This is a genomic window from Rhizobium sp. BR 362, from assembly GCF_036528765.1.
In the GTDB taxonomy this organism is placed as follows: Bacteria; Pseudomonadota; Alphaproteobacteria; order Rhizobiales; family Rhizobiaceae; genus Rhizobium.
The window spans coordinates 19,254-43,540 of record NZ_JARWGH010000019.1; the positions used below are offsets into that span (position 1 = coordinate 19,254).

Consider the following 24,287-nt stretch of genomic DNA (forward strand, 5'->3'; position numbering starts at 1 on the left):
CGAGCAGGCAAAGCTGTCGCGAAGAGATCAACTGAGACTGGCAGCTCTCAGACAATCTGGATTGATATTAAGAGCGAATGCCTCCATATGTAGAGAATGATTTAGCGCGGCGTGAGCCGATTACAGGTGTTGGCGGGCGATGCAGACGGACCTACAGATATCCAGACAGAGTGCGACTTTGCGCGTGAAAGTTGAGGAGACCCTACGTCAGGCGATAGCCAATGGGCGATTTAAGCCCGGCCAGCGACTGGTAGAGCGCGAACTTTGCGAAATGCTGGGCGTCGGCAGGACCTCGGTTCGCGAGGCCATGCGACAGCTCGAAGCTGAAGGCATCATCACAAGCTATCCCCATAAGGGACCGGTCGTCAGTACGATCACCTACGAGGAAGCACAGCAACTCTATACTGTTCGGGCTCTTCTTGAAGGATTCGCGGGCCAGCAATTCGCTGAGCATGGCACTGCCGCCGACATAGCGACACTTCAAGCCGCGGTGGTCGAATTCGAAGCCGCTGCCGAAAGTGGCGTCGGTGCGCGGCTCATAGATGCGAAAAACGCGTTCTACAACTGTTTGATGGACGGCAGCAAAAACGTGTTCGTAAGGCAAATGCTGACAGCTCTGCACAATCGGATCAATCTCCTTCGAATGACAACCATGACGCAACCGGGACGCCTTGCGCACAGCATTGCCGAAATCAAGGATATTGCGACCGCAATCCAGAATCGCAACGGGCCGTTGGCGGCGGCGGCTTGCAAATTCCATATTGACCAGGCTGCGAAGGTCGCACTTGAATACCTGCGGAAGAACGCAGCGCCAGAAACTTAAAATTTCGATTGACAGATTGTCTGATAATCTTTTTAATCCTCTCTGAAGGAAGGCGAGCTTCATTGCTCGCACGCGTCCGGAGGAAAAAATGCCATCGACACTCAACGCAACGCGCGTGGCCTTTATAGGGCTGGGCGCAATGGGCCAACCTATGGCTCAACATCTCATTTCGGCAGGCTTCGATGTCGTCGGTTTCGACCTCTCGAAAGAGGCCAGGATAAAGCTCGCTAATGCGGGCGGGCGAGCCGCCGAAACGATTTCTGACGCCATGGTCGGGGCCAGTTTTGTGATCACCATGCTTCCGAACGGCAAGATCGTGCGCGAGGCGCTGCTGGGCGAAAACGCCTGTGGCGGCCTCAAGCAGAATGCCGTCGTCATAGACATGAGTTCGTCTGCTCCAAATGACACAAGGGAACTCGGTCTCGAACTTGCTTCGCGTGGCCTTCGGCTGGTTGACGCCCCGGTCTCCGGAGGCGTCAAGCGCGCCGTTTCAGGCACCTTGACAATCATGGCCGGTGGGGAGGATGCTGATATCGAGGAGGCCGAGCCGCTGCTGAAGGCAGTGGGGCAACAGGTGTTCCGGACGGGGCCAGTTGGCTCGGGTCATGCGATGAAAGCGATTAACAACTTCGTATCCGGTGCAGGTGTGCTGGCGGCGATCGAGGGTGTCCTTCTGGGACGTGCCTTCGGCCTGGAGCCGGCGACGATCGTCGATATTCTCAACTCGTCGTCTGGAAAGAACAATGCCACCGAAGTGAAGATGAAGCAGTTCATCCTCTCTGAGACGTTCGGGTCGGGATTTGCCATTGGCCTGATGGCCAAGGATATCCGCATCGCCGCCGATCTCGCCAAGACGCTTGGTCTTCGCCTCGATGCTCTCGCCAGCACGGCAGACGCCTGGGATGCTGCACAGAAGGCGCTGGGCCCTTCCGAGGACCACACCCGCATCATCCGATACGTCGAAGATCACAATTAGCCTGGGAAACTCGCGAATTCGAAATAGACAGATTGTCTGATAATCAGTTGAGTTCGCCGTAAATAGTAAAGCTAGGAGCGTTGTCGAATGACCGCAACGAAAGAGGCGACAGTGAAAACACACGGCAAGGAGCGGCCTGTCCCTTCGGAACAGTTCGCTCAAGGTCTGGCGACGCGTCGTGAAGTCATGGGTGATGCCTATGTCGACGCAGCACTCGGTAAGGCGACCGACTTCACCTGGCCTATGCAGCAGCTCGTCACCGAGTATTGCTGGGACAACATCTGGAACCGACCAGGCCTCGACAGGCGCGCGCGGTCCATTCTGAACCTTGGCATGATCTCCGTTCTCAATCGTCCGCATGAGCTCAAAGGCCACGTGCGCGGCGCGATCAACAACGGCCTCACCAAGGAGGAAATCCAGGAGATTTTCCTGCAGGTCGCGATTTACGCCGGAGTACCGGCGGGCATCGACAGCTTCAGAAACGCCCAGGAGGTCTTCAACGAAATGGGCATCTGAAGCCGCCGCCGCAGGCGCGGCGGAAAATTTTGAAAGGCGTGGATCGGCCGCGCCGTTTTAACTAGGGAGGAGCCGAAAATGGCCATCGATCTCGAGAAGTTCAAAAAACTGGCGCTGGAGGACTTCGAGTTCAAGCGCGAAACCCGTTATCTCAACGGCATTATCAAATGCGATTTTCCGACCCGCAGCGTCGCACTTCACTTCGAAGACGGCAAGATGGTGAAGGTCGAAGAAGCCGCCTACGACGACGAGAAGTGCAAGATCGTCATCCGGGGCACGGGCGAACAGTGGGACGCGCTTCTCCAGAAGAAGCCGCAGCCATTTTATCAGTGCTTGCAGTCGTCGAATATCAAACACGGTCTGTACCTTAGCAACAATCACGAAACCTTCGCGTATCTCCCTGCGCTCAATCGCATGACGAACCTGATGCGCGAAGCCCGTCCGGAAGGAGTAGCAGCATGACTAGGCATGATCCGATCACGGGCCGTTACGTCTACCTGACGATCGAAGGCATCGAATATCGCGTCTATTATGAGGAAGCCGGAGAGGGCATTCCCTTGCTTGTCGGTCACACGGCGGGCTCGGACGGCCGCCAGTACCGCCACACGCTCTGCGACGAAGAGGTGACCAAGAACTTCCGCGTCATCGCGTTCGACCTGCCCTATCACGGGAAGTCTCTTCCCCCGCACGGCGTTCGCTGGTGGGAGAAGGAATACAATATGACCAAGAAGTTCATGATGGATTTCCAGCTGGAGCTCTCGAAAGCCCTTGGTCTGGACCGCCCCGTTTACATGGGTAGCTCGATGGGAGGACATCTCGCCATCGATCTGGCGTCCAATTACCCTGACAACTTCCGTGCGACCATCTCCGTCGAAGGGGCACTGCGCTCGGCTGCCGAATATGTCGATGTCGGCATGGCAGGCATCCGGAAGGAATTCGACAACCCGAACGTCAATCGTACCTCCATCGGCGCGGCAATGATGCTCAACATCTCGCCGTATTCACCAGAAGCCAATGTCCGCGAAATCCAGTGGGAGTATAGCTGCGGCGGTCCGGGCGTCTTCGCAGGTGACCTCTATTACTACTACTACGACCACAATGTCTCGCCCGAAGAGGCGAGCAAGATCGATACGTCGAAGTGCATGCTGTACTTCCTGACGGGCGAATACGATCCGAATACCTCCCCGGCCGACACCAAGATCGCCGCCGATCTCGTCAAGGGCAGCAAGTTCTGGACGATGGAGAAGCTCGGACATTTCCCGGTCACTGAAGACTACACCAAGTTCAGAAAATACCTGCTGCCGATCCTCGAGGAAATCCAGCAGGCATCCGCAACCAGGGCGAAAGTCGCCTGAAACAATCTCTTGGGAGGAGCATCCAATGAGACGGAGTTTAACCGGAACCATGGGGGCGCTGATCGCGGTCAGCGCCCTGACGACCACGGCCTGGGCTGACGGGGTCGACCAGCTCCCCGCCAACGAGAGGAAAATCTACGAGGTCGTCGACCCGCAGGTTCCGCTCGGAGCGAGTGCCTACAAGGACTTCAAACCGAAGAAGGGACCGCCCTGGAAGATCGGCTACGCCAGTAGCTATGCCGGCAACACGTGGCGCGCAGCGGCCCTCGATGCCGTCATGAATGACCTCTTGCCGCGCTCCAAAAAAGCGGGGCTCGTATCTGAAGTCGTGGTCACTCAGTCCGACCTCAAGGACGCCGTCCAGATTCAGCAGATGCGCCAGATGGTTGATGATGGTGTTGATGCCATCATCATCTGCTGCTCGAACGTCACCGCTCTCAATCAGACGATCGAGTACGCCTATAAGGCAGGCGTTCCCGTCTTCTCGTTTTCGGGATACGTGACGTCGCCTTACGCGATCAACGGCGCTGCCAATCACGCGCAGGGCGGCGGCGAGATGGCGATCTGGCTCGCAGACAAGATCGGCAAGAAAGGCAACGTGCTTCTCGTGTCGGGCATCCCTGGCTTCGCCTCGTCCGACAGCTTCGACAAGGCCGCCAAAGACGCGCTGGCAAAGTATCCCGACATCAAGATTGTCGGCGAAGTGGCTGGCAAGTGGACCGACCAGGTAGCCCAGGTCGAGGTGCAGAAATTTTTGGCGACGAACCCCATCCAGATTGACGCTATTCTGACACAGGGCGCGCAGGAGAACGGCGTGCTGAACGCCATGCTCCAGTCGGGCCGCGACATGGTGCCGATTACGCTGGGCGGCGAGGCTTCGGCGGCATGTTACTGGCGCCAGAATCCGGAATGGATCGATGCCGGCTTCCATATCTGGCCGCCGCGCCGCGAGATGCAGCAGATGTGGGAGATCATGCTTCGCACGCTCGAAGGGCAGGGGCCAAAGGTGCAGTCCTTCCTGCGCCCAGTCCTGCCGTTCACAATCGATGACGTTCGCGCTGCGATCCCCGAGGATTGCGATTTGAACTCGACTGATTTCGTCGAGCCGAAGGCGGACGGATGGTTCCCAAGTGCGATTGCCGACCAGTACTTCGAGCGTCCTGCCGATCCCTGGAAGCCGGTAGCCCAGTAAGCCGGATCCGCCCGATGGCTTAACCGCCGGGCGGGACCTTGGATGATCGTAAAAGCCGCCTTGGCGGACATTGCGGGTGGGAGGTCTGCGATGGGCAGCGAGATAACAGTCAGAATGATAGATGTCGCCAAGGCGTTCGGGGAGACGAGGGCACTCAAGAAGTGCGACTTCGAGGCCCGCGCCGGGGAGGTACACGCCATCGTTGGCGAGAACGGCAGCGGCAAGAGCACGATGGCCAAGATCATGTCGGGCGTTTTGCACCCGGACGCAGGCAAGGTCACGATCCTGGGTGAAAAGGTTGCCTCGCCCGTCGACGCCAAGCGGGTCGGCCTGACCACCATCTTCCAGGAAGTCCTGGTTGCCGACGAGGCCAGCGTGTTCGAGAACCTTTATGTCGGTCGTGACGGTGTCTTTCGTTCGCAGTCGACCGGCGATCGGCGGATCGAAGCGGCTGAAATCCTGGCGCGGCTCGTTGGAAAATCCGTAGACCTCGATCAACTGGCAGGCAGCCTCCCGCTCAGCATCAAACAGTGGATCGTCATCGCACGGGCTATCCTTCGCAGGCCGCAGGTGCTGATCCTCGACGAATCTTCGGCCGCGCTCGACCTCGACTCGACCCTCCGGCTCCACGCGGAAATCGACCGCCTTCGTGCCGAGGGCGCGACGATCCTCATCGTCACCCACCGGATCGCTGAACTCGTGCGTATCGCCGACCGTGCGACGATCCTGCGTGATGGGATAACTGTCGGTACGCTCGGAAAGGACGAGATTACCGAGGAAAACCTGCTGTCCATGATGACGCCGGCAGATCGGCGCGCCAGCGATGCGACAGAATACGCCTCCCGAAAGAAGGCGCTCTCGGCCCCTCTCATGCTAACCGCGACGGGTGTCGCCGCGCACAGGTCGGCGCGCATGTTCGATTTCGACCTTCCCAAGGGGAGCATCGTCGGCGTAGCCGGGCTTGATGGGCAGGGGCAGGACGCTTTTATCCGCGCCTTGGCCGGCATCATCCAGCTGTTCGGTGGCGAGGTGAAGGTCCGCTCGGTGGATGCGGACAAGATGATCGCGCTGCGATCGCTCGACGATGCTGCGAACCTTGGTGTTTCCTACGTCTCCGGGGACCGAAAGCGCGAGGGTATCTTCCCGCAACAAAGCATCTTCGAAAACCTCGCCATCGGCGTCTACAGGAAGAAGCTCGGCCCCCTGGGCGTGATCCGCAAGCCCACGCTGAAACCCATGTTTAAGCGCGAAGTGGATCGTCTGCGCATCAAGATCGGCAGCCCGTCGAACAGGATCACCTCACTGTCGGGCGGCAACCAGCAGAAGGTGCTTATCGGGCGCGCCTTCGCAAACGATCCCCAAGTCATCCTCCTGAATGACCCCGCCCGCGGCGTCGATCTCGGCACCAAGCGCGACCTCTACCGGGAGCTACGTCTGTTCGCTGAAAAAGGCGGCAGTGTCATCTACCTGTCGAGTGAGATAGAGGAGTTCATCGGGTTTGCCGATCGCGTCGACGTGTTCTTCGGTGGAACGTTGTTTCGATCCCTAACCGGCGAGGAAATCGCCGAGGCACCAATCCTCGCCGCTATGTTCGGGAAAGCCCGGGACGCTTCCGTTGATTTCGATCTGGAAAGGACCGCATGATGTCCGCAACCGCTTTCCGTCAAGTCACGCAGGACCGCTCGTTGTTCGTTCCGGCCGGACTTTTCCTCGTCCTCCTTTGCGCTGTCGCCTTCCGGGGCCAGGGTCTGTTCACGAACAATGGTCTGGCCGGAGCCATTCTGGTTGCAACGCCGCTGATCCTGACCACGCTCGCGATAACACCGATCGTCATGGCGGGCCGCGGAGCGGTGGACCTTTCCGTGGGCCCGCTCATGGGCTTCGTCAACGTCACGCTCATTACGTGGCTGGTCGGCAACGGCATCACGCACCCCGTGGCCATCATTGCCTGGGCGGTGGGATTGGGAGCGGTGTTCCAGCTGGTGCAAGCACTTGTGATCATCTATGTGCGCGTCGCGCCCATCATCGTCACGCTCTCCGGTTTCCTCGTTCTGTCGGGCGTCAACCTGATGGTCATGTCGCGTCCCGGCGGTGTCGCTCCAGACTGGATGCTAAGCTGGGGCGCGGGAACGAGCGTATTTTCGCCTGTCCTGTTGCTTCTGCTCGGCGCTTTCGCAATCTGGGGCGTCCTGAGGGGCACGATGTTTTACCGCAACCTGCGGATGACCGGCGCTGACGAGCGGATGGCCTATACCAGCGGTGTGCAGGTCGACGTCGTGCGCATCATCGCCCATATGGTCGGCGGCGTTTTTGCCGGGCTGGCCGCATTGAGCTACACCGCGCTGATCTCGTCCGGCGACCCGACCCAGGGCAGCACCTACACGCTGCAAGCGGTGACGGCGCTGGTCCTTGGCGGCGCCAGTCTCTCCGGGGGCCGCGGCGGTGCGCTCGGCTCGACGCTCGGCGCGATCAACATGTTCCTCATCTCGTATCTTCTGTCCACTTTCAACTTCGGTACGGTTTCCGGCTTCGTCACGCAAATGGCCTTTGGCCTGATCCTCGTTGGGTCACTTCTCGTGAACGTCTTCGTCATCAGCCGCCGCACTGTCGCGTGAGGAGTAAGGAAATGATCTCCACTGTCTTGAACACAGAAATCGGCGCGACCCGTGGCGCCAGCCCTTTGCGCAAGCACAAGAGTATTTCGATCGGCTTCTGTCTCCTTGCGTGTCTGCTCATTCTTGGAGCCCTGCTCGTGCCGGGCTTCGTGTCGCCGCAGAACGCGCGATCGATCCTCCTTCTCGCCGCCTTCCTTGGGCTGGCGTCTGTCGGGCAGACGCTCTGCGCGCTCGTTGGAGCGCTGGATCTTTCCATCCCATACATCATCGGTGGCGCCAATATCCTGCTTCCAAGCCTCATGGTGGCGGGTCTTCCCGCCCCCGTCGCCATGGTCGTCGTGCTTCTCCTTGGCATTTTGGTCGGGGCTTGCAACGGCGCCCTCAGCTTCCGGCTGCAGGGTCAGGCGCTGATCATGTCGCTCGGTCTTGGTTTTGCCGCCGTCGGGGCGGTCCAGATCTACACCTCGCTCGGATCGCAGTTCGGCGGCACCGTCTTTGCGCCCGTCCCCGGATGGCTTCGCAACCTTTCGGCGTTCAACGGCAAGTTCTTCGGTCTGCCGTTTCCACCGGTTATCGTCATATGGGCTTTCATCGCCGTCGCTCTGGGCTGGATAATGCACAACACCTGGTTTGGCCGCAGCCTCTATGCTGTTGGCGGGAGCCGCACGGCCGCCGCCCGCCTCGGAATCTCGGAATTCAAGATCTGGACGGTGATCCACAGCGTCAGCGGGGCGATGTCGGCACTGACCGGAATGCTGCTTCTTGGTTTTTCCGGCGGCGGTTTCGTCGGTGTCGGTGATCCCTACCTGTTCACCACCGTGGCGGCGGTCGTTATCGGCGGAACATCTCTTCTGGGCGGTGCCGGCGGGTATGGGGCGACAGTTCTCGGCGTCCTCGTGCTTACTGTCCTGACCTCGCTTCTCGTCGGCCTGGGGCTCAGTTTCCCGGCACAACAGGCCGTCGTAGGGCTGCTAATCGTCCCCATGGTCGCGATCTACGCCCGCTCACCACACATCCGTAATCAGATTTGAACGTTGCATCGAAAGGAATACCAATGGCTATCTCCACCGCTCTACTTGATCGCCTAAAGGACCCCTCCCTGGTACGCGAGGAAATGCTGGTAGGAGGCGACTGGCGAAAAGAGGGCGCGAGCGGCAAGACGATCCACGTCCACAATCCCTCGACCGGGGACGTGATCGCGAGCCTCCCGAGCGCAGGACTCCAGGACGTCCGCGAAGCCATCGACGTCGCCAAACTCGCCCAGAAAAAGTGGGCCGCACGATCGGGCAAGGAACGTGCCGGCGTCATGCGGAAGTTCTTCGAACTCGTCACGGCCAACACCGAGGACCTAGCGATCATCCTGACGTCCGAGATGGGCAAGCCTCTGGCCGAGGCACGCGGCGAGATCGCCTACGGCGCTTCCTACATCGAATGGTTCGGGGAAGAAGCCAAGCGCGTTTACGGTGACACCATTCCGGGGCATCAGGCCGACAAGCGCCTGATTGTCATCAAACAGCCCGTCGGCGTGGTGGCGGCCATCGCGCCCTGGAACTTTCCTTCCGCCATGGTCTGCCGCAAGATCGCCCCGGCGCTGGCATCCGGCTGCGCCATCATCTTCAAGCCGGCCGCCGAAACCCCCTTGTCGGCCCTTGCTCTTGCAATCCTCGCTGAGCGCGCCGGAATACCCGGCGGCCTGTTCAGCGTCCTGCCGACAGACAACGCCCGGATGTTCGGTGAAGAAGTCTGCTCGAACCCCGTCGTCAAGAAGTTGACCTTCACAGGATCTACCGAGGTCGGCCGCATCCTGATGGCGCAGGGCGCACAAAAGATCATGAAGCTCAGCCTCGAACTCGGCGGCAACGCTCCCTTCATCGTCTTCGACGATGCCGACCTCGACGAGGCCGTGGAAGGAGCGATGCTGTCCAAGTTCCGCAATGCCGGCCAGACCTGCGTTTGCGCCAACCGTCTCTACGTCCAGAGCGGGGTCTACGACCGCTTCATAGAAAAACTGGCGGCGCGGGTTTCCGCCCTCAAGGTTCTTGACGGTTTCGAGGATGGAGCCACCATCGGTCCCCTGATCAACGAGGATGCAGTGGCGAAGCTCTATAGCCACATCGACGACGCGGTCGGTAAGGGTGCGAAGGTCGTTGTCGGCGGCGCAAGGGACGAGCGTGGTGGCACCTTCGTCCAGCCGACGCTTCTCTCGGAAGCCACAAAGGAAATGAAGGTCGCACGAGAGGAGACCTTTGCGCCGCTCGCCCCGGTCTTCAGGTTCGAAACGACGGACGAGGTCATTGAACTGGCCAACGACACCGAGTTCGGTCTCGCTGCCTACTTCTACGCCAACGACCTTCGAAACGTCTGGAAGGTTACGGAGGCCCTGGAGTACGGGATGGTCGGCGTCAACACAGGCCTGATCTCGACGGAGGTCGCACCGTTCGGCGGCGTCAAGCAGTCGGGGTTCGGCCGCGAGGGCTCAAAATACGGCCTGGATGACTTCCTTTCGATGAAATACGTCTGCATGGGCGGCATACAATCGTAGTCCAACGGCTGGTGGCGGGTCTTAACGCTCGCCACCCGCAATGTTTAAGCTGGTCACGGAGGCCCGATGACACCTTCTGCAGGAGGCGGGGAAACTCTTGGTCAAGACCGCGCCGGCAGCCTTAAAAACGAGGCGGTAGACCGCGAGCAGGACCCGGCCGATCACGCTGCCCAGGCGAACGTCGAGGGCAGAACGGCAATGGAACGTCGGAACGTGCGGAGAGAGGCAGGCGCTGGACTCGCCTTTGTCGCGGGCCTGTCTGCTTAAGGCTCGCTTTGAGGCAACGTCCGATGATCCGGCCGACAGTTTCGTCGGTGTATCTCGATGGGACGGAGACCGCGCGCCACCGGCCGCTCGCTGGCAAGATCATCACCGGTATGTCTGCTTTCTGCTGGCGGCACGTCGACGCAAGGCTCACGCGTCGGGACGCTGAAGGCGCGCGGCGCGGTGACGATATGAGTCAGACTGCGCAGGACAGGCGACACAGCATAATCCGGAATGTAGCCGACGTAGCCATCGAAATCGGCCTTCACCCTGTCCGCACGAGTGCTCTTTTGGCTCAAGGGCAGCACCCGGTGGAACCTCACTTCCCACTTGCATATTCTGCAATGGCGTGCAGGTTCGTCAACTGCCGCAAGGCCTCGATGCGGCGCTCACGGATCGCCGAGAAATTGCGCCGTCGCAGACTAATAGTTTGACCTGGAAGAGCCCACTATCTTACCGCGACCTGGTCGCGTTGCAATGATGAAACGGGGTTGCGCCTCACACCTGCGTTGCAGAGTGTCCGGGCGAGACCGTGACCACGGCCCCGCCCGGACGTTGCCCTGGGAGGCTGACGTCTGGACAATGTTTGCCGCGAGAGCTTAGTGCTTCATTCGCAGGATCGGCTTGATGACCTTGCCGCTCTCGGAATCGGCCATTGCCTCGTTGATCTGGTCGAGATCGTAGAACTGGACGAGTTTGTCGAATGGGAACCGTCCTTGCTGCCAGTATTCGATGAGTTCAGGTATGAATTTGGAGGGAATGCTCTGGCCTTCGACCACACCGACGAGCGTCCGGCCGAACAGAAAGTTGCCGATGTCGACGATCCCTTCCGTTCCGAGCGCGGACGATCCGACCAGTCCGCAGGTTCCTGGCGTGCCGAGGCAATCGACCGCCTGGCGAAACACCTTCGGCGAGCTCGTGCATTCGAGACTGAAGTCTGCGCCTTCGGGAATGATTTCCCTGATCGCCCTGACGCTATCCCCATTGCGGGCGTTTATGATGTGGGTCGCACCGAGTTCAATCGCCAGTTCGAGACGTTCGTCGTTGAGATCGATCACGATGATGGTCGAGCATCCGGCGATCTTCGCCGCCATGACGGCTGCCATGCCGACTGCACCCGCGCCGAACACTGCAATGGAAGATCCTGGTTTGGGCTTGAGGCAGTTGAGAACCGCACCGGCGCCCGTTTGCAGCCCGCAGCCCAGCGGTCCCATGAGTTCGAGGGGAACATCTTTGGAAACCTTGACCGCATTGCGCTCGCTGGCGATGGCGTAGGTGGCGAAAGAAGACTGCTCGAAGAAGCACCCGCTGATCTGGGTACCGTGTGAATCATGGAGCGGGCAGCTGCCATCCGGCCGGGTGCCACGGAAATTTCTGCCGAAAAAGTCCTCACAATAATAAGGCGTGCCTGCCCGGCACTTCTCGCATTTCCCGCAATATGCGTAGCTTAGAGCCACGTGGTCGCCGGGCGAAATCCCTTTTACATCGGCCCCGACCACTTCCACGACGCCGGAGCCTTCATGGCCTAGAACCACGGGCTGCGGTACGTCATATCCTTGGTCGCGAACAACCATGTCGGTGTGGCAGACACCGCTCGCCACGATCCGGACGAGGATTTCGTCGGAGCGAGGCTGATCGATACCGATGCATTCCAGAACAAGAGGCTTTGCCTTTTCGCGCGAAATTGCAGCGTATGCTTCTTTCATAAAGTGACTCCTCAAGTGCGCGCTCGGCCGGTGGGTGACACTTGTAGGCGTTAGCAGACAATCAGTCAATTATGTTCGGTAAACGAAAATGCTCACTGAGGCCATCCCAGCGCTCTACACGGACATGTGAAGAAACAAAGCGATGTGATATCAATTGCTTCCTCAAGGGTGTGCGGCCAATCTAGATCTTCGTTTGAATGGTCGGCTATATTAAAACTAGAATTCTCGTGACAGATTGACTGGTCCACCGTGGCGTTCATCGAACGCTCCGGCTGATGGTGGCGCCCGTTTTTCCTGCGTCTAGGCCTCGTGTTCCGGGCGGTAGAAGCGATAATGGGTCCAAACCTCCCTTTCATGAACCTCGCCGGCGAGGCGTGGTCTCCACTGTTTCCTGTTTGCGCGCTCCTGGCGGTGAGATCATGGCGACGGCTTTGTCTTATTGCCGTATCGAACCGAGCGGCAACAAAATGATAGATAAATCAGTATGTTGTACAGATAGCGCGTCAAAAAGCCGAAATTCAAGATAGTTTATTGACAGATTGTCTGCTTATTCATAATGATGCGATCTGCCGTTTAGGGGGAGAATTCGGCGACAGCTGGAGAATAACGGCGCTCCAGGTCGCAGACAAAATGGCCGCGTTGGGTGGCAAGAGGAGGAGAATTTCGATGAAAAGACGTACATTCCTACAGACGGGCAGTGCCTTGATTGCAGCGGGCGCGTTCGGAATACCGGGCATTCTGCGGGCAGACGATACGATCGCCCTGCTGCCCGACACTTGGCCGTCCGAAGGGGAAAACCCCGTCGTCGAAGCTGGTAAGTTCGCCAAGGCAGGTCCCTGGAAGATCGGTCACAGCCACTATGGCCTGGCCGGTTCAACGCACACGTATCAGACCGCATTCGAGGCTGAATACGAGATCACCAGGAACAAGCCCCGTGTCGCCGACTATCAATTCCGAAGCGCCGACCTCAACGCCTCAAAACAGGTCGCCGACATCGAAGATCTGATCGCACAAAAAGTCGATGCAATCATCATTGCGCCGCTTACAACAGGCTCGGCCGTGGAAGGCATCAGGAAGGCAAAGGCCGCCGGCATTCCCACGGTCGTCTATCTCGGTCGCGTCGACACCGAGGAATTCACGGTGCAGGTCCAGGGCGACGACTTCTACTTCGGTCGGGTGATGGCGCAGTTCCTGGTCGATAAACTCGGCAACAAGGGAAAAGTGTGGGTGCTGCGCGGCGTCGCAGGGCATCCGATCGATGCTGATCGTTACGCCGGGGCGATGGAAGTCTTCAGCAAGTCCGGCCTCCAAATCACCTCAACCCAGCACGGCAGCTGGTCCTACGAGGACTCAAAGAAGATCGCCGAAAGCCTCTATCTCTCTGATCCCGATGTCGCCGGGGTCTGGACTGACGGCGCAAACATGTCGCTCGGGGTCCTGGACGCGCTGCAGGAAGCCGGGGCTTCCACCATTCCACCGATCACGGGAGAAGCGCTCAACGGTTGGATGCGTCGTTGGAATGACGAAAAGCTCTCTTCGATTGGGCCAATTTGCCCTCCGGCTCTTTCGACGGCAGCCCTGCGTGCTTCCTTCGCGCTTCTCGAAGGCAAGCCGATCCAGCGCAACTGGACCAACCGGCCCAAGCCGATCGTCGATGGCAATCTTGCGCAGTTTTACCGCTCCGATCTCACGGACGCTTACTGGGCCCCAACAGAAATGCCGAATGAGAAGCTCCTCGAGTACTTCAAGGCCTGACGCATGGAGGGCGCGGACAAGGCGCGCCCTCTTCACCCTCGCAGATGGAAAGTGTTCATGAGTATGCTTGTCGAGATGGTCGGCATCAACAAGTCCTTTGGTGCGACCAAAGTCCTGTCGAATGTTCAATTTTCGCTTGAACGCGGCTCCGTGCACGCATTGATGGGCGAGAACGGGGCGGGGAAATCCACGCTGATGCGAATTCTAGCCGGCGTCTATCAACAGACCGCTGGACGCATCCGTCTGCGAGGAGAAGAGGTGACCTTCCGGTCCCCTAAGGAAGCGCGTCTCGCCGGGGTGTCGACAGTGTTTCAGGAGTTCACCCTGATCCCCAATCTCACGGTCGCCGAAAACATGTTTCTGGGGCACGAACCGCGGCGTGCCGACGGGTCGATAGACAAGGTGGAGGTCGTCGAGCGATCCCGCAAGCTACTTGCCGACGTATTCCCTCAACTGGACGCCACGGCGATCGTGGAAACGCTGACGGTTGCCCAGCAGCAGGCAGTGGAAATCGCCAAAGGCCTGACATCCAATGCCGATGTCTTCATTTTCGATGAGCCCACCGCGGCACTAAACTCGACGGACGTCGCTCATCTCTTCAAGGTCATCCGCGATCTGAAGGCGCAAGGCAAGGCCGTCGTCTACATCTCGCATCGGATGAACGAGGTGTTCGAGCTGTGCGACACGATCACCGTCATGAAGGACGGGGCCTGGGTAAAGACAGCCAGGGCGGAAGACTTCAATCTCCAAACGCTTGTCGCAACCATGGTTGGACGGGAGCTTCAGAATTTCTTTCCGCCGAGGGCACAGGCCATTGGATCGCCGATGCTCGACGTGGCAGGGCTTCGTCTCAATGACCATGGCGCGCCAGTCGGTTTTTCCGTACGCACGGGCGAGATCATCGGGCTCGCCGGGCTGGAGGGCCAGGGGCAGCGTGAAATCATGCGTGCAGTCGTCGGGGTCGAAACCGTGGCTGCCGTGACCGTCCGGCGTCGCCGCGACGATAGCATGATCGGTGTGAACGTATCCTCCGGCTTTTCGAGTGCGATCTCAGCCGGCATTGGTTTCATTCCTGAAGACCGCAAGCAGGAAGGCCTGTTTCTTCGGCTTCCGATTCACGACAACATCGCACTTGGCAAGCAGTTGAACCGGAACATGGCGAGCGTTGCATGGCGTTCCATCTCCAGGGTTCACGATGTCATAAAGTCGCTCCGTGTTGCGGCCGCCGACCCGGCCTCGCCCGTCGGCAAACTTTCGGGCGGAAACCAGCAAAAGGTGCTTCTTGGCCGCTGGCTGCTGTCGGGGGTCGATATTCTTGTCATCGAGGAGCCGACACGTGGCGTCGATGTCGGCGCGAAAGCGGAAATCTACAAGCTGCTTCGCGATTTTGCCGATCGTGGCGGTGCAGTGATCGTCTCCTCACGCGAGCACGCCGAACTGATCGGGCTCTGTGACAACATCCTGGTCGTTCACGACAGGAAGATCGTCGGGCAGATGCCCGCGCTTGATGCCACAGAAGAAACCATTCTGGGAACCGCACTCGGCTCGAACTCCGCGCACGATCCGCGCGCCGCTGTTCATTGAGGAGGATACATGAATACCGTCCCAAAGTTCCTGAAGACACCTTATAGGGCGGGTGCGATCCGGCTGTCGATCGGGACGCTACTCGTCCTTGTGGTCGCCTCGATCATCCTGCTTCCAGAATTTCTGGCGACGGAGAATCTGTCGAACCTGCTGGCCCAATCGACTGTTCTTGTCATTTCTGCCCTTGGCCAGACCTTTGTGATCCTGACGGGCGGCCTCGATGTTTCCGTCGGTTCGATCATCAGCGTGACGACCACGATCATGACACTCGACATGCCCGAGGTTGTCCGTGTCATGCTTTGCATTGCGGTTGCGATCGCATTCGGACTGGCGAATGGATACGGCGTAGCCAGGCTCAACGTCCACCCGATCATCATGACCCTGGCAACCATGGGTATCGGCCAGGGATTGGCGCTTATTATTCTTCCTATCCCCGGCGGGAAAGTGCCTGATTGGCTGTCGGCGTCAGTCGCGGGTTCCGTCGGGCCCGTGCCAAACTCGCTGCTCTGGCTGATCGCTGCCACCTTCGTTGCGGCCTGGTTGCTCTATCGCAGGCCGTTTGGCCTCTACCTGTTCGCCTCGGGTGGTAACGACTTCAATGCCCGCATGAATGGCGTCCCGGTCGAACGCACAGTCATCAAGGCCTACATCCTGTCGGCGCTATTTGCTTGTGCTGCTGGGATGTTCCTCGCCGGCCGCCTTGCCTCGGGCGATCCCAAGGGGGGCGCCACATTCGGAATTGAATCCGTTACCGCAGCAGCGCTCGGCGGTGTTCACCTGGCTGGCGGTATCGGCAGCATCCTCGGCACTGTGGCCGGCGCGGCTATCCTCGGCATCGTCAACAACGTGATGAACCTCGCCAACGTCTCGGCATTCCTCCAGTCGGTCGTCAAGGGTCTTCTGCTGCTGGCACTCGTCGTCTCGCAACGTCGCAAAACAATCGGACTTTGAAAGAGATGGACCTCTCGATGACCACAACAGATGCGAAAATTGAGACGCCATACCGCACGCTCACCGCAAGACGCGTGCTTTCCTGGGTGCTCGGTTTGCCCCCGGCATATTACGTGCTCGCAATCCTGATCGCCGTGGCCCCCGCGGTAAGTGCGACGCTGATCAATCCGAACTATTGGTTCGTGATCCTGAAACAGTCAGCGCCGCTCGGGATCGCGGTGCTGGCGCAATCTCTTGTCATGCGGGTGCGTTCGATTGATCTCTCGGTCAGTGGCGTGTTTGCTTTTTCGATCTATCTCGCCAGCTCCGGGCTCCCCAACGGTTACCCGCCCTTCGTCACGGTCCTGATGCCGATCGTCATCGGCCTTGGAGTCGGTCTGATCAACGGCGCCCTCGTGGCCTATGTCCGCGCCTCCGCGGTCATCGCGACGCTGAGCGTATCGGCGATCCTCATAGGGATCGTCCAATTCATGAGTTCGGGCCGTGCACCGGGTTCGACACCAAGCTGGCTTCGCGTCCTGACGAGCGGGAACATCTACGGCCTGTCTTACTCCGTGATCGTCTGGATCGGGATTTCCGTTCTTGTCGCTCTGGCGTTCCGCTTCTTGATCCTTGGGCGATACTTCCGCGCTGTCGGCGACAATCCGAGAGCGGCGGAGATAACAGGCATACCTCTGGCCCGCACGATTTTTGTCTCCCATACGCTTGCGGGCACGCTGACGGGCATCGCCGCCCTGGTTCAGGTGTCGGCGCTGGCCGTTGGCACGATCAAGCCCGGCTTCGACACCTTCATGAACGCTCTCGCCGCGACGATTCTCGGTGGGGTGACGTTCGGCGTCGACCGCGGTGGCGTCGCGGGGCCTTTCGTTGCGGTCGTCGCCTTCAGTTTCCTCTTCGCGATGTTGACGGTGTTCGGCATCCAGGAGCCCGGCAAACTTATCGTCCAGGGCGGGATCATCGCTCTTGCGGCAATCGTTTATGGAGCACGCGTCGGTCGCGTCTAGCCCGCACAGGATGCCAAATAGGTCATTCCCGGCGTCAACGCGGGAGAATGCAGGAGAAAAGCATGGTGAAGATAACAGCGGCCGTCGCCGTAAAACCGAAAGCTCCACTTGAGTTTCGTGAACTTGAGCTGGCGGATCCAGAAGGCGATGAAATTCTCGTGCGGACGGTCGCCACGGGCATCTGCCATACCGACCTGTTGCTCCGTGATGGGATCTTTGGGCCTCCCGCTCCGGTCATACCGGGACATGAAGGTGTTGGCATCGTCGAGGCCATCGGGGCGGACGTCCAAGGGTTAAGGGTCGGCGACCACGTTGCGCTCAGCCAGAGTTCATGTGGCTTCTGCGGCGACTGCCGGCGCTCTCACCCGATGAACTGCCAGAACTACACCCAGTACAATCTGACGGGGCTTCGCCCGAACGGCAAGAAGGCCTTGGTCTGTGATGAAGTCGGCATCGCCAGCAACTTTGTCGGCCAGTCATCCTTCGCGACCCACATCCTGGCGACTGAAAACAACGCCGCGCAACTTCCCGGGGATTTCGACCTGACGAATGCGGCCCCGCTCGGTTGCGGCATGGCAACTGGAGCCGGTACCGTCATCAACGCCATGAAGCCGGAGATCGGACAAACCATTGCCGTGTTCGGCGCGGGAGCAGTGGGCATGGCGGCGGTGATGGCCGCCAAGGTCCGCCGGTGCAGCAAGATCATCATCATCGACCTGAACGAGCAGCGTCTGGCGATGGCCAAGACGTTGGGCGCGACCCACGCAATCAACGGCAGGGACCCAGACGTCGTGGAGCAGATCCACGCCTTGACGGGTGGCGGTGCCGATTTTGCGATCGACGCCGTGGGTATCATTCCCGTCATCCTGAACACGATCAAATGCACGCGGGCAGGGGGCCATGTCGTCCTCCTCGGGCTCGACGCGCTCGGCAAGGACATTCCAATTCCGCTGGACCTCATGGTCTTCAACCGGAAAATTCAGGGTGCCATCCTCGGAGACCAGATCCCGCAGCTCTTCATTCCCCAACTGGTCGAACTAAACCAGGTGGGCTTATTCCCGTTCCAGAAGCTGATCACAAAGTATCCGTTCGAGAAAATCAACGAGGCCATCGCCGATGCCGAAGCTGGCCGCGTGATCAAGCCCGTCATCGTCTTCAACTAGGAGCTTCCCACATGCCATCGAGCAAGTCCGACGAACAGCATCTCATTGTAGAGTTCAAAACATCGACGCGTAACCGGGACCGTGTCAACACACTGCTCCAGGAGTTTGTCGGCCCTGCCCGCGAGGAAGAGGGCTGCCTTTACTATAATCTATACCAGCGCTCCGACGAGCCCAATACGTTCTTCATTCTCGATGGTTGGGCAAACGAGGAGGCAACCGCGCGTCACGGAGAATCTGCGAACGTCAAGCGTGTTCTCGAACCATTGCTTCCGTTGCTGGTAAGCCCCCCTTCCATCATCGTGAGCAGTCGTATCAGCGACTGAGCTTGTGATCGTGCAACACCGAAAGACGCGCTCGATCCGAGGCGGTTTTCCAAAGGCTCGCGGGAGGACGAAATGGAGCATCGAGTTGTCATCGTGGGAGGCGGTTTCGCCGGCCTCCAATTGGCCAAGGATCTCAAATGTCCAAACCTCTCGATCACGATCATCGACAGACGCAATCATCACCTGTTCCAGCCGCTGCTTTATCAGGTCGCCACGACCGTCCTGGCGACCTCCGAGATTGCCTGGCCCATTCGCGCAGTATTCCGTGGAAGGAAAGATGTCACGACGCTTCTTGGCGAGGTCGTGGGCGTCGATGTCGAGAAGCGGTCCGTCTCGCTCAAGGGCGGTCATGTTATTCCCTACGATACCCTTGTTCTCGCAACGGGGGCCCGTCACGCGTATTTCGGCAGGGATGAATGGGAGCCCTTCGCGCCCGGGCTGAAGGCCTTGGAAGACGCCACCACCATCCGCCGCCGCCTTCTCCTGGCGTTCGAAAAGGCGGAGCTGGAAACCGATCCCCATGCACGCGCGGCAATGCTGACCTTCTCGATAATCGGTGCGGGGCCGACAGGTGTCGAAATGGCCGGGATCATCGCTGAACTGGCTCAAAGGACGCTTGTCGAGGAATTCAGAAACATCGATACGACTTCGGCGCGCATTCTTCTTGTAGAGGCAGGGCCGCGTGTTCTGCCTGTTTTCCACGAGGCGTTATCGCAATACGCCGAGCGGTCCCTTGCGTCGATGGGCGTCGAGGTTCGCACAGGACGGCCGGTAACCGACTGCACCGAGGAAGGTATATCGATCGGGGACGAGTTCGTCCCGAGCCGAACGGTCATATGGGCGGCGGGCGTGCAGGCATCCAAGGCCGCCGTGTGGGTCGGGGCGGAGACAGATCGAGCAGGGCGGGCTATTGTGCAGCCCGACCTCACGGTCTCAGAACAGCCGGAGATCTTCGTTGTCGGCGATACAGCTTGCGTCAAGACCGATGAGGGATCGCTGGTTCCTGGTATCGCGCCTGCCGCAAAGCAGCAGGGAAAATACGTCGCCCAAGTGATCAAGGCCCGCCTTAAGCAGCGCGCAGCGCCGCCTCCCTTCAAGTACAGGCATCTTGGTAATCTTGCGACCATTGGACCAAGCTCCGCGGTGATCGATTTCGGCAGGCTTCGGCTCAAGGGCTCCATCGCCTGGTGGATCTGGGGCTTTGCCCACATCTACTTTTTGATCGGAACACGGAGCCGAATGGCGGTCGCGCTGAGCTGGCTTTGGGCATTTACCTCCGGACACCACTCTGCCCGCCTTATTACCCAGAAGGAGACGCTGAAGGACGAGGTCTAGCAGGGATTCGTCAGTGACGTGGCGGACGCACGCCGCGCATTCGTGGGTATTGCGCGGAAAGACCTTGTCACCTGCAGCTATTGAAGGAACGACACATGAGCGAGTTTTTGAAAGACAGCATTATCGTTCCACCGACCTCGACCGTGGAACCCGAGAATGGCGAGTGCCTATCTGAGGGCCAGTCTGCAATAGACGTTGACGCGCTCGACGATGCTGCGCGTGCAAGCGTTGAGGGCCAAACGAATGCCGTACGCGTCAGAGAGCCGCGTGTGAAAGCGTAGGACTTTCGGGAAAGATGCCGTTCCCCAGAGACATCCATGGGCTGTTCCATGGAAGGTCCAACTGTGGCACGGCCAGACTTAACCGACGCGCGCGCCAAAGACCTCGTGAAGCCGGACGTCGAAAAGCCTATGGATTGTCCGTCGATCATCTTTCCATGTCCTCGTGGCTGCTTGGGGTCGGAGAGGCGGGAGACATTTGGAGATAGGTGTGTGGTTTCCCTGTTAAGATACGAACGAGTTGCTGGATCTCACGATTTCACACATGGACCGTTTTCCGCGTGAAACCAGGATCTAAGACTCACAACGCTTGCCGGACGCCGCCGACGGAAGGGTTTATCGAAGGAGGACAGACCGCTGCCGGCTCTCATGCAGGCAAAGTATGCGTGTTGGTGGGCGCGTCAAACCCGGTCGGTTTCTGTCTTGCGCAGTCTTTCCTCGAAACTGGCTACCGTGTCGCCGTAGGCGACCTCGACCCTTCAGACTTCAGTTCATTAACCGCAGTCTCGGGGACGAATTTGTTTCCGGTTAAGGTCAATTTGAATAGGGATGTGTATGTCAATTCAATGGTCGATCAGGTCTACCTACGCTGGAGCCGGGTCGATATTCTGGTGAACATAGCCTTCCGTCGCCGTGAATGCGCCGATCCGCTTTCCGCTGCGGATCTCGGGCTTGATGCCGTTTCCAATCTGATAAGGGTGACAAGTGCTTTCGGCTCCCGCCTCCAGGGGGAGGAACTCGCTGTTGTGAATATCGCGTGGTTTGACGAGCAGTCGCTGCTAGAGGCCGACCGCGAAGCTGTGCTCCAAGCGGCCTTGCGAACTATGACGAGTGCGATGGCGAAGAAGTATTTCGACTCGGGGCTTCGGATAAACGCTGTTCATACCAGAAATGCGCGTTCTACATCTTACGTTCAAAGTGAGACGCTTAGGACACTTGTTCAAGCTGTCCAATTCCTCGCAAATCCAGAACTGTCTGGAAAGCTCACGGGGAACGTCCTGCACATCGACCTGAAACCTGACGATAGTCTTTTCCGAGGATAATTCGCAAAGACATTAACTTGTCGTTAAGGTTGATAGTTTGAGCGTCAATTCGACGTGGAAATCCTAACAAGATGTAAAGCACTTTGCATCTCCGCCTTCGAACATTCTTCCTCTTCGTTTAGGTCGAATAACTAAAACTCCAGAAATGGGTGGCAGTGCCCGCTTTAGTCATTTGGAGGTCCTATGTTCGTCGATCGCTTGCTATCCGCTTTCAGCATCCGAGCGAAAGTCTTATTAGTACTGGTGCCGCTGGTCATGATACTGGCGGCCGTCGGTGTCGTGAGCCTGCAGGCGACCGGATTGCTGCAATCTCGCCTTCGGCTATCGAGCGAAGTTCTTGAGACTTTGAGCGGATTTCGGGACGTCTCTGAGAGCATGAACCGGTTTTTGGCGCAGAGTTCGACGGAGAACCGCGATGTGGCCCTGGCAAGTCTAAGCGGGCAGGGCGCCACGATGCTGTCGCTTCAGGAAGCCGCCGCTGACGTTGGTAGTGACACTCGTGCTCTTGAAAGCAGTGAGTCCGCGATGTCCGCGATTTCTGACAGCATGGACCGCATGTGGTCCCTGCACAACGATGAGCTGGCCATTCGTCGTGACGTTGCCGCGAGCTTGACTGAGATCAAGCAGGTCGCGGCCGACCTGAAGCTGGCCGCGGTTAAAGTCCGTGCGCAGGTCCGCAACCAGGAGAACTCTGGCAAAACGATGCTCAGAGAGGCTACCCGCTCAATCGACACGGCGGCAATCATGCAGCGGTTGTCGGAAAATTTAGTGAACCTGCCGGCCAGCGCGATGCAAACCCCCGAGGCACAGCAACAAGCGCTCATGATTAAAAAGGCGATGAAAACTGTCAAGCGCGTCGTTACAACGGGCGATGATGGACAAGCAGTCGCAAACTTGGAACAGGCAATCTCCAGGGTCGTCGCTAATTCCGGGCTGGATAGCGCTTTCCTTCACAGCCTTGGGATCGACCTTAGTGCGTTTGCCCCGCGACTGCGAGATGACGCCATACAGCATATGATCGAGGGAACCCATGCAGTTCGAGCCTTGGATAAGCCATTGGCAGAATCGGAGACGCTCGTTGCGGCAGTAGCATCAGTAGGCCAGGATGCCAATTCGATTGAGATTGAGATAAACAACCTGTTGCAGGCGGCCAGCCCGGAAAACCAGCAGCGACTTGTTGAGCAACTTACGAAACTGACGCGTGACACCGTAGCGGTTGGAGGCGTAGCCGGTTCATTGCCAGACTTCCCCAAAATGGAGGAGACCCTCTACTCACAGGGGGATGCCGTCGAACAGAATACCGAGAAGTTGGTCAAGATCGCGGAAGGGCGGCAGGCGCAGTACGCAGAGGCCGATAAAACCGTCCAGTCGATATGGAAAAATCTCGTGTCGTTCGCGTCTACGCAGGAACATGACGCTCACCGGGAAAGCGATTTCGCCCGACTGTTGTCCGCAGCTGCTACCGTCTCGGGTGTCTTGGTCGCCCTCTTGGCTGGAGCCGGCCTGATGGCGACATTGCGCGCGCCAATCGCACGGATCGCAAGGCGCATGCAGGGGCTAGCAACCGGTGATCTTCAATCAGACATCGTTGGCTGCCAGCGGAAAGACGAGATTGGCGATATGGCTCGCGCGCTTGAAGTTTTTCGCGGAAATGCGGTCTCCAAGCTCGAAGTTGAAGCACGTGCGCAAAACGACCGGAAAACGGCTGATCAGGAGCGGACGGATCGTGAGTTTGAACGTGCTCAGCTTGAGAAAGAAGTGTCCAGCGCTGTGCAAACACTCGGGGAGGCACTATCTCGATTGGCCCGGGGAGACATTTCGCAAACCATCGACCGCCACTTCCACCCCAATCTCGAGCAACTGCGGCGTGACTTCAACCACTCACTGTCCGTCCTCAGGGATACGGTGTCCCATATCGACGAGAACACCCAACAAATCAAATGGGGAACCAACGAACTTTTCAAAGCCTCTGATGATTTGTCGCGCCGGACTGAACGACAAGCTGCTTCTCTCGAAGAAACCGCCGCAGCCGTTGAGCAAGTGACTGCGACAGTGAGGAACTCCTCGGAGAATGCCTGTGAGACACAAGCGTTTGTTTCTGCAGTCAAGGAACATGCAGAGGGCGCGGCCATCATTGTAACTGATGCTATAAGCGCCATGGGGCGAATTCAGGATGCATCCTACAAGATCGGTCAGATCACAGGATTGATCGACACGATTGCATTCCAGACGAACTTGCTTGCGCTGAATGCCGGGGTTGAAGCAGCTCGTGCCGGCGACGCTGGAAAAGGCTTCGCGGTCGTTGCACAAGAAGTACGCGAGCTTGCCCAAAGGTCGTCAGCCGCAGCGCTCGAGATCCGGCAGTTGATTTCAGAATCTTCGTCAGAGGTGGCTGTCGGTTCGGATTACGTCGGCAAGACCGGGGAGGCTCTGCACAGTATAGCGGCATCCATCGTGCAGATTTCTGATCGCATCGACCAGATTGTGAGTTCCAGCCGCGAACAAGCGACTTCGCTGGCCGAGATCAATAACAACGTCAATGTTCTTGATCAGGGGACGCAACAGAATGCAGCCATGGCTGAGGAGACAAACGCTGCAACGAAGACGCTTTCTGATCAGACTGTCGAACTCAGCGAACGGCTTGCTGGGTTCAAGCTATCAGATGACAGGCTGGCTCATCGGGTAGGTCTCGCTGCATAGGGCAGCCGTAGTCAGGTTCGAAGCATTCCGATGGCGGGCCATGCCGCTAGTCGATCGAATGAAAGTCACATACCCCAGCGCACGATTTCGCTTCGATGCGCCGGTCTCTCTCCTGGTAGCTCTTTGTCGCTCTCCGTCGCGCAGGATTTGGCACGGCCCGGG

General features: G+C 58.8%; 21 protein-coding genes. 20 read left to right on the plus strand and 1 reads right to left on the minus strand.

Going from position 1 to position 24,287, the window contains the following annotated elements; translation table 11 throughout:
* Positions 1-139 precede the first annotated feature (139 nt).
* From QDY28_RS20760 to QDY28_RS20810, 11 genes are all read left to right on the plus strand, one after another.
* Complete coding sequence (locus tag QDY28_RS20760; protein ID WP_331383541.1) at positions 140-823, plus strand: GntR family transcriptional regulator; 684 nt, start codon at positions 140-142, stop codon at positions 821-823.
* 88 nt (positions 824-911) lie between these two features.
* Complete coding sequence (locus QDY28_RS20765; RefSeq protein ID WP_331383542.1) at positions 912-1,799, plus strand: NAD(P)-dependent oxidoreductase; 888 nt, start codon at positions 912-914, stop codon at positions 1,797-1,799.
* An 87-nt stretch (positions 1,800-1,886) separates the two neighbouring features.
* Positions 1,887-2,315, plus strand: coding sequence for a carboxymuconolactone decarboxylase family protein (locus QDY28_RS20770; protein ID WP_170985392.1), 429 nt, complete (start codon positions 1,887-1,889; stop codon positions 2,313-2,315).
* Positions 2,316-2,393: 78 nt separating this feature from the next.
* Positions 2,394-2,777 (plus strand): hypothetical protein, encoded by a 384-nt coding sequence (locus tag QDY28_RS20775; RefSeq protein ID WP_040114000.1) that lies wholly within the window; start codon positions 2,394-2,396, stop codon positions 2,775-2,777.
* Positions 2,774-3,670, plus strand: a complete 897-nt coding sequence (locus tag QDY28_RS20780) for an alpha/beta fold hydrolase (RefSeq protein WP_120671161.1) — start codon at positions 2,774-2,776, stop codon at positions 3,668-3,670. Before QDY28_RS20775 ends, QDY28_RS20780 begins: the two co-directional genes overlap by 4 nt.
* Before the next feature lie 25 nt (positions 3,671-3,695).
* The gene (locus tag QDY28_RS20785; protein WP_442967566.1) at positions 3,696-4,862 is read left to right on the plus strand and encodes an ABC transporter substrate-binding protein; all 1,167 of its coding nucleotides are present in this window, start codon (positions 3,696-3,698) and stop codon (positions 4,860-4,862) included.
* A 90-nt stretch (positions 4,863-4,952) separates the two neighbouring features.
* Positions 4,953-6,506, plus strand: a complete 1,554-nt coding sequence (locus QDY28_RS20790) for a sugar ABC transporter ATP-binding protein (protein WP_331383543.1) — start codon at positions 4,953-4,955, stop codon at positions 6,504-6,506.
* Complete coding sequence (locus QDY28_RS20795) at positions 6,503-7,477, plus strand: ABC transporter permease (protein WP_331383544.1); 975 nt, start codon at positions 6,503-6,505, stop codon at positions 7,475-7,477. The genes QDY28_RS20790 and QDY28_RS20795 overlap by 4 nt, the downstream gene beginning before the upstream one ends.
* Before the next feature lie 11 nt (positions 7,478-7,488).
* Entirely contained in the window at positions 7,489-8,508 is a 1,020-nt protein-coding gene (locus tag QDY28_RS20800; protein WP_331383545.1) for an ABC transporter permease, read from the plus strand.
* A 23-nt stretch (positions 8,509-8,531) separates the two neighbouring features.
* Positions 8,532-10,019, plus strand: coding sequence for an NAD-dependent succinate-semialdehyde dehydrogenase (locus tag QDY28_RS20805; RefSeq protein WP_331383546.1), 1,488 nt, complete (start codon positions 8,532-8,534; stop codon positions 10,017-10,019).
* Positions 10,020-10,343: 324 nt separating this feature from the next.
* Positions 10,344-10,478: a hypothetical protein gene (locus QDY28_RS20810; RefSeq protein ID WP_331383547.1), complete on the plus strand. Its 135-nt coding sequence runs from the start codon at positions 10,344-10,346 to the stop codon at positions 10,476-10,478.
* A gap of 404 nt (positions 10,479-10,882) precedes the next feature.
* On the opposite strand, the gene QDY28_RS20815 is transcribed toward QDY28_RS20810, so the two are convergent.
* Positions 10,883-11,989 carry an NAD(P)-dependent alcohol dehydrogenase gene (locus QDY28_RS20815; protein WP_331383548.1) on the minus strand — a complete coding sequence of 369 codons (1,107 nt, stop codon included), beginning with the start codon at positions 11,987-11,989 and terminating at the stop codon, positions 10,883-10,885.
* A 666-nt stretch (positions 11,990-12,655) separates the two neighbouring features.
* On the opposite strand from QDY28_RS20815, the gene QDY28_RS20820 reads away from it, so the two are divergent.
* From QDY28_RS20820 to QDY28_RS20860, 9 genes are all read left to right on the plus strand, one after another.
* Entirely contained in the window at positions 12,656-13,744 is a 1,089-nt protein-coding gene (locus QDY28_RS20820) for an ABC transporter substrate-binding protein (protein WP_331383573.1), read from the plus strand.
* Positions 13,745-13,801: 57 nt separating this feature from the next.
* Positions 13,802-15,328 carry a sugar ABC transporter ATP-binding protein gene (locus QDY28_RS20825; RefSeq protein ID WP_331383549.1) on the plus strand — a complete coding sequence of 509 codons (1,527 nt, stop codon included), beginning with the start codon at positions 13,802-13,804 and terminating at the stop codon, positions 15,326-15,328.
* A 9-nt stretch (positions 15,329-15,337) separates the two neighbouring features.
* Complete coding sequence (locus tag QDY28_RS20830) at positions 15,338-16,279, plus strand: ABC transporter permease (protein WP_331383550.1); 942 nt, start codon at positions 15,338-15,340, stop codon at positions 16,277-16,279.
* A gap of 5 nt (positions 16,280-16,284) precedes the next feature.
* On the plus strand, positions 16,285-17,283 hold the full coding sequence (locus QDY28_RS20835) for an ABC transporter permease (protein WP_331383551.1): 999 nt from the start codon (positions 16,285-16,287) through the stop codon (positions 17,281-17,283).
* Positions 17,284-17,345: 62 nt separating this feature from the next.
* Positions 17,346-18,446 (plus strand): NAD(P)-dependent alcohol dehydrogenase, encoded by a 1,101-nt coding sequence (locus QDY28_RS20840; RefSeq protein ID WP_331383553.1) that lies wholly within the window; start codon positions 17,346-17,348, stop codon positions 18,444-18,446.
* 11 nt (positions 18,447-18,457) lie between these two features.
* Complete coding sequence (locus QDY28_RS20845) at positions 18,458-18,769, plus strand: putative quinol monooxygenase (RefSeq protein ID WP_331383554.1); 312 nt, start codon at positions 18,458-18,460, stop codon at positions 18,767-18,769.
* Between the two features lie 72 nt (positions 18,770-18,841).
* Complete coding sequence (locus tag QDY28_RS20850; protein ID WP_331383555.1) at positions 18,842-20,104, plus strand: NAD(P)/FAD-dependent oxidoreductase; 1,263 nt, start codon at positions 18,842-18,844, stop codon at positions 20,102-20,104.
* 559 nt (positions 20,105-20,663) lie between these two features.
* On the plus strand, positions 20,664-21,425 hold the full coding sequence (locus QDY28_RS20855; protein ID WP_331383556.1) for an SDR family oxidoreductase: 762 nt from the start codon (positions 20,664-20,666) through the stop codon (positions 21,423-21,425).
* Positions 21,426-21,608: 183 nt separating this feature from the next.
* Positions 21,609-24,125 carry a methyl-accepting chemotaxis protein gene (locus tag QDY28_RS20860; protein ID WP_331383557.1) on the plus strand — a complete coding sequence of 839 codons (2,517 nt, stop codon included), beginning with the start codon at positions 21,609-21,611 and terminating at the stop codon, positions 24,123-24,125.
* Positions 24,126-24,287 lie beyond the last annotated feature (162 nt).

Coding starts and splice junctions, on each gene's coding strand:
- QDY28_RS20805 (WP_331383546.1), top strand. CDS start 8,532: ATGGCTATCTCCACCGCTCTACTTGATCGCCTAAAGGACCCCTCCCTG.
- QDY28_RS20760 (WP_331383541.1), top strand. CDS start 140: ATGCAGACGGACCTACAGATATCCAGACAGAGTGCGACTTTGCGCGTG.
- QDY28_RS20860 (WP_331383557.1), top strand. CDS start 21,609: ATGTTCGTCGATCGCTTGCTATCCGCTTTCAGCATCCGAGCGAAAGTC.
- QDY28_RS20815 (WP_331383548.1), bottom strand. CDS start 11,989: ATGAAAGAAGCATACGCTGCAATTTCGCGCGAAAAGGCAAAGCCTCTT.
- QDY28_RS20795 (WP_331383544.1), top strand. CDS start 6,503: ATGATGTCCGCAACCGCTTTCCGTCAAGTCACGCAGGACCGCTCGTTG.
- QDY28_RS20830 (WP_331383550.1), top strand. CDS start 15,338: ATGAATACCGTCCCAAAGTTCCTGAAGACACCTTATAGGGCGGGTGCG.
- QDY28_RS20780 (WP_120671161.1), top strand. CDS start 2,774: ATGACTAGGCATGATCCGATCACGGGCCGTTACGTCTACCTGACGATC.
- QDY28_RS20840 (WP_331383553.1), top strand. CDS start 17,346: ATGGTGAAGATAACAGCGGCCGTCGCCGTAAAACCGAAAGCTCCACTT.
- QDY28_RS20835 (WP_331383551.1), top strand. CDS start 16,285: ATGGACCTCTCGATGACCACAACAGATGCGAAAATTGAGACGCCATAC.
- QDY28_RS20825 (WP_331383549.1), top strand. CDS start 13,802: ATGAGTATGCTTGTCGAGATGGTCGGCATCAACAAGTCCTTTGGTGCG.
- QDY28_RS20785 (WP_442967566.1), top strand. CDS start 3,696: ATGAGACGGAGTTTAACCGGAACCATGGGGGCGCTGATCGCGGTCAGC.
- QDY28_RS20790 (WP_331383543.1), top strand. CDS start 4,953: ATGGGCAGCGAGATAACAGTCAGAATGATAGATGTCGCCAAGGCGTTC.
- QDY28_RS20845 (WP_331383554.1), top strand. CDS start 18,458: ATGCCATCGAGCAAGTCCGACGAACAGCATCTCATTGTAGAGTTCAAA.
- QDY28_RS20770 (WP_170985392.1), top strand. CDS start 1,887: ATGACCGCAACGAAAGAGGCGACAGTGAAAACACACGGCAAGGAGCGG.
- QDY28_RS20775 (WP_040114000.1), top strand. CDS start 2,394: ATGGCCATCGATCTCGAGAAGTTCAAAAAACTGGCGCTGGAGGACTTC.
- QDY28_RS20810 (WP_331383547.1), top strand. CDS start 10,344: ATGGGACGGAGACCGCGCGCCACCGGCCGCTCGCTGGCAAGATCATCA.
- QDY28_RS20820 (WP_331383573.1), top strand. CDS start 12,656: ATGAAAAGACGTACATTCCTACAGACGGGCAGTGCCTTGATTGCAGCG.
- QDY28_RS20765 (WP_331383542.1), top strand. CDS start 912: ATGCCATCGACACTCAACGCAACGCGCGTGGCCTTTATAGGGCTGGGC.
- QDY28_RS20850 (WP_331383555.1), top strand. CDS start 18,842: ATGGAGCATCGAGTTGTCATCGTGGGAGGCGGTTTCGCCGGCCTCCAA.
- QDY28_RS20800 (WP_331383545.1), top strand. CDS start 7,489: ATGATCTCCACTGTCTTGAACACAGAAATCGGCGCGACCCGTGGCGCC.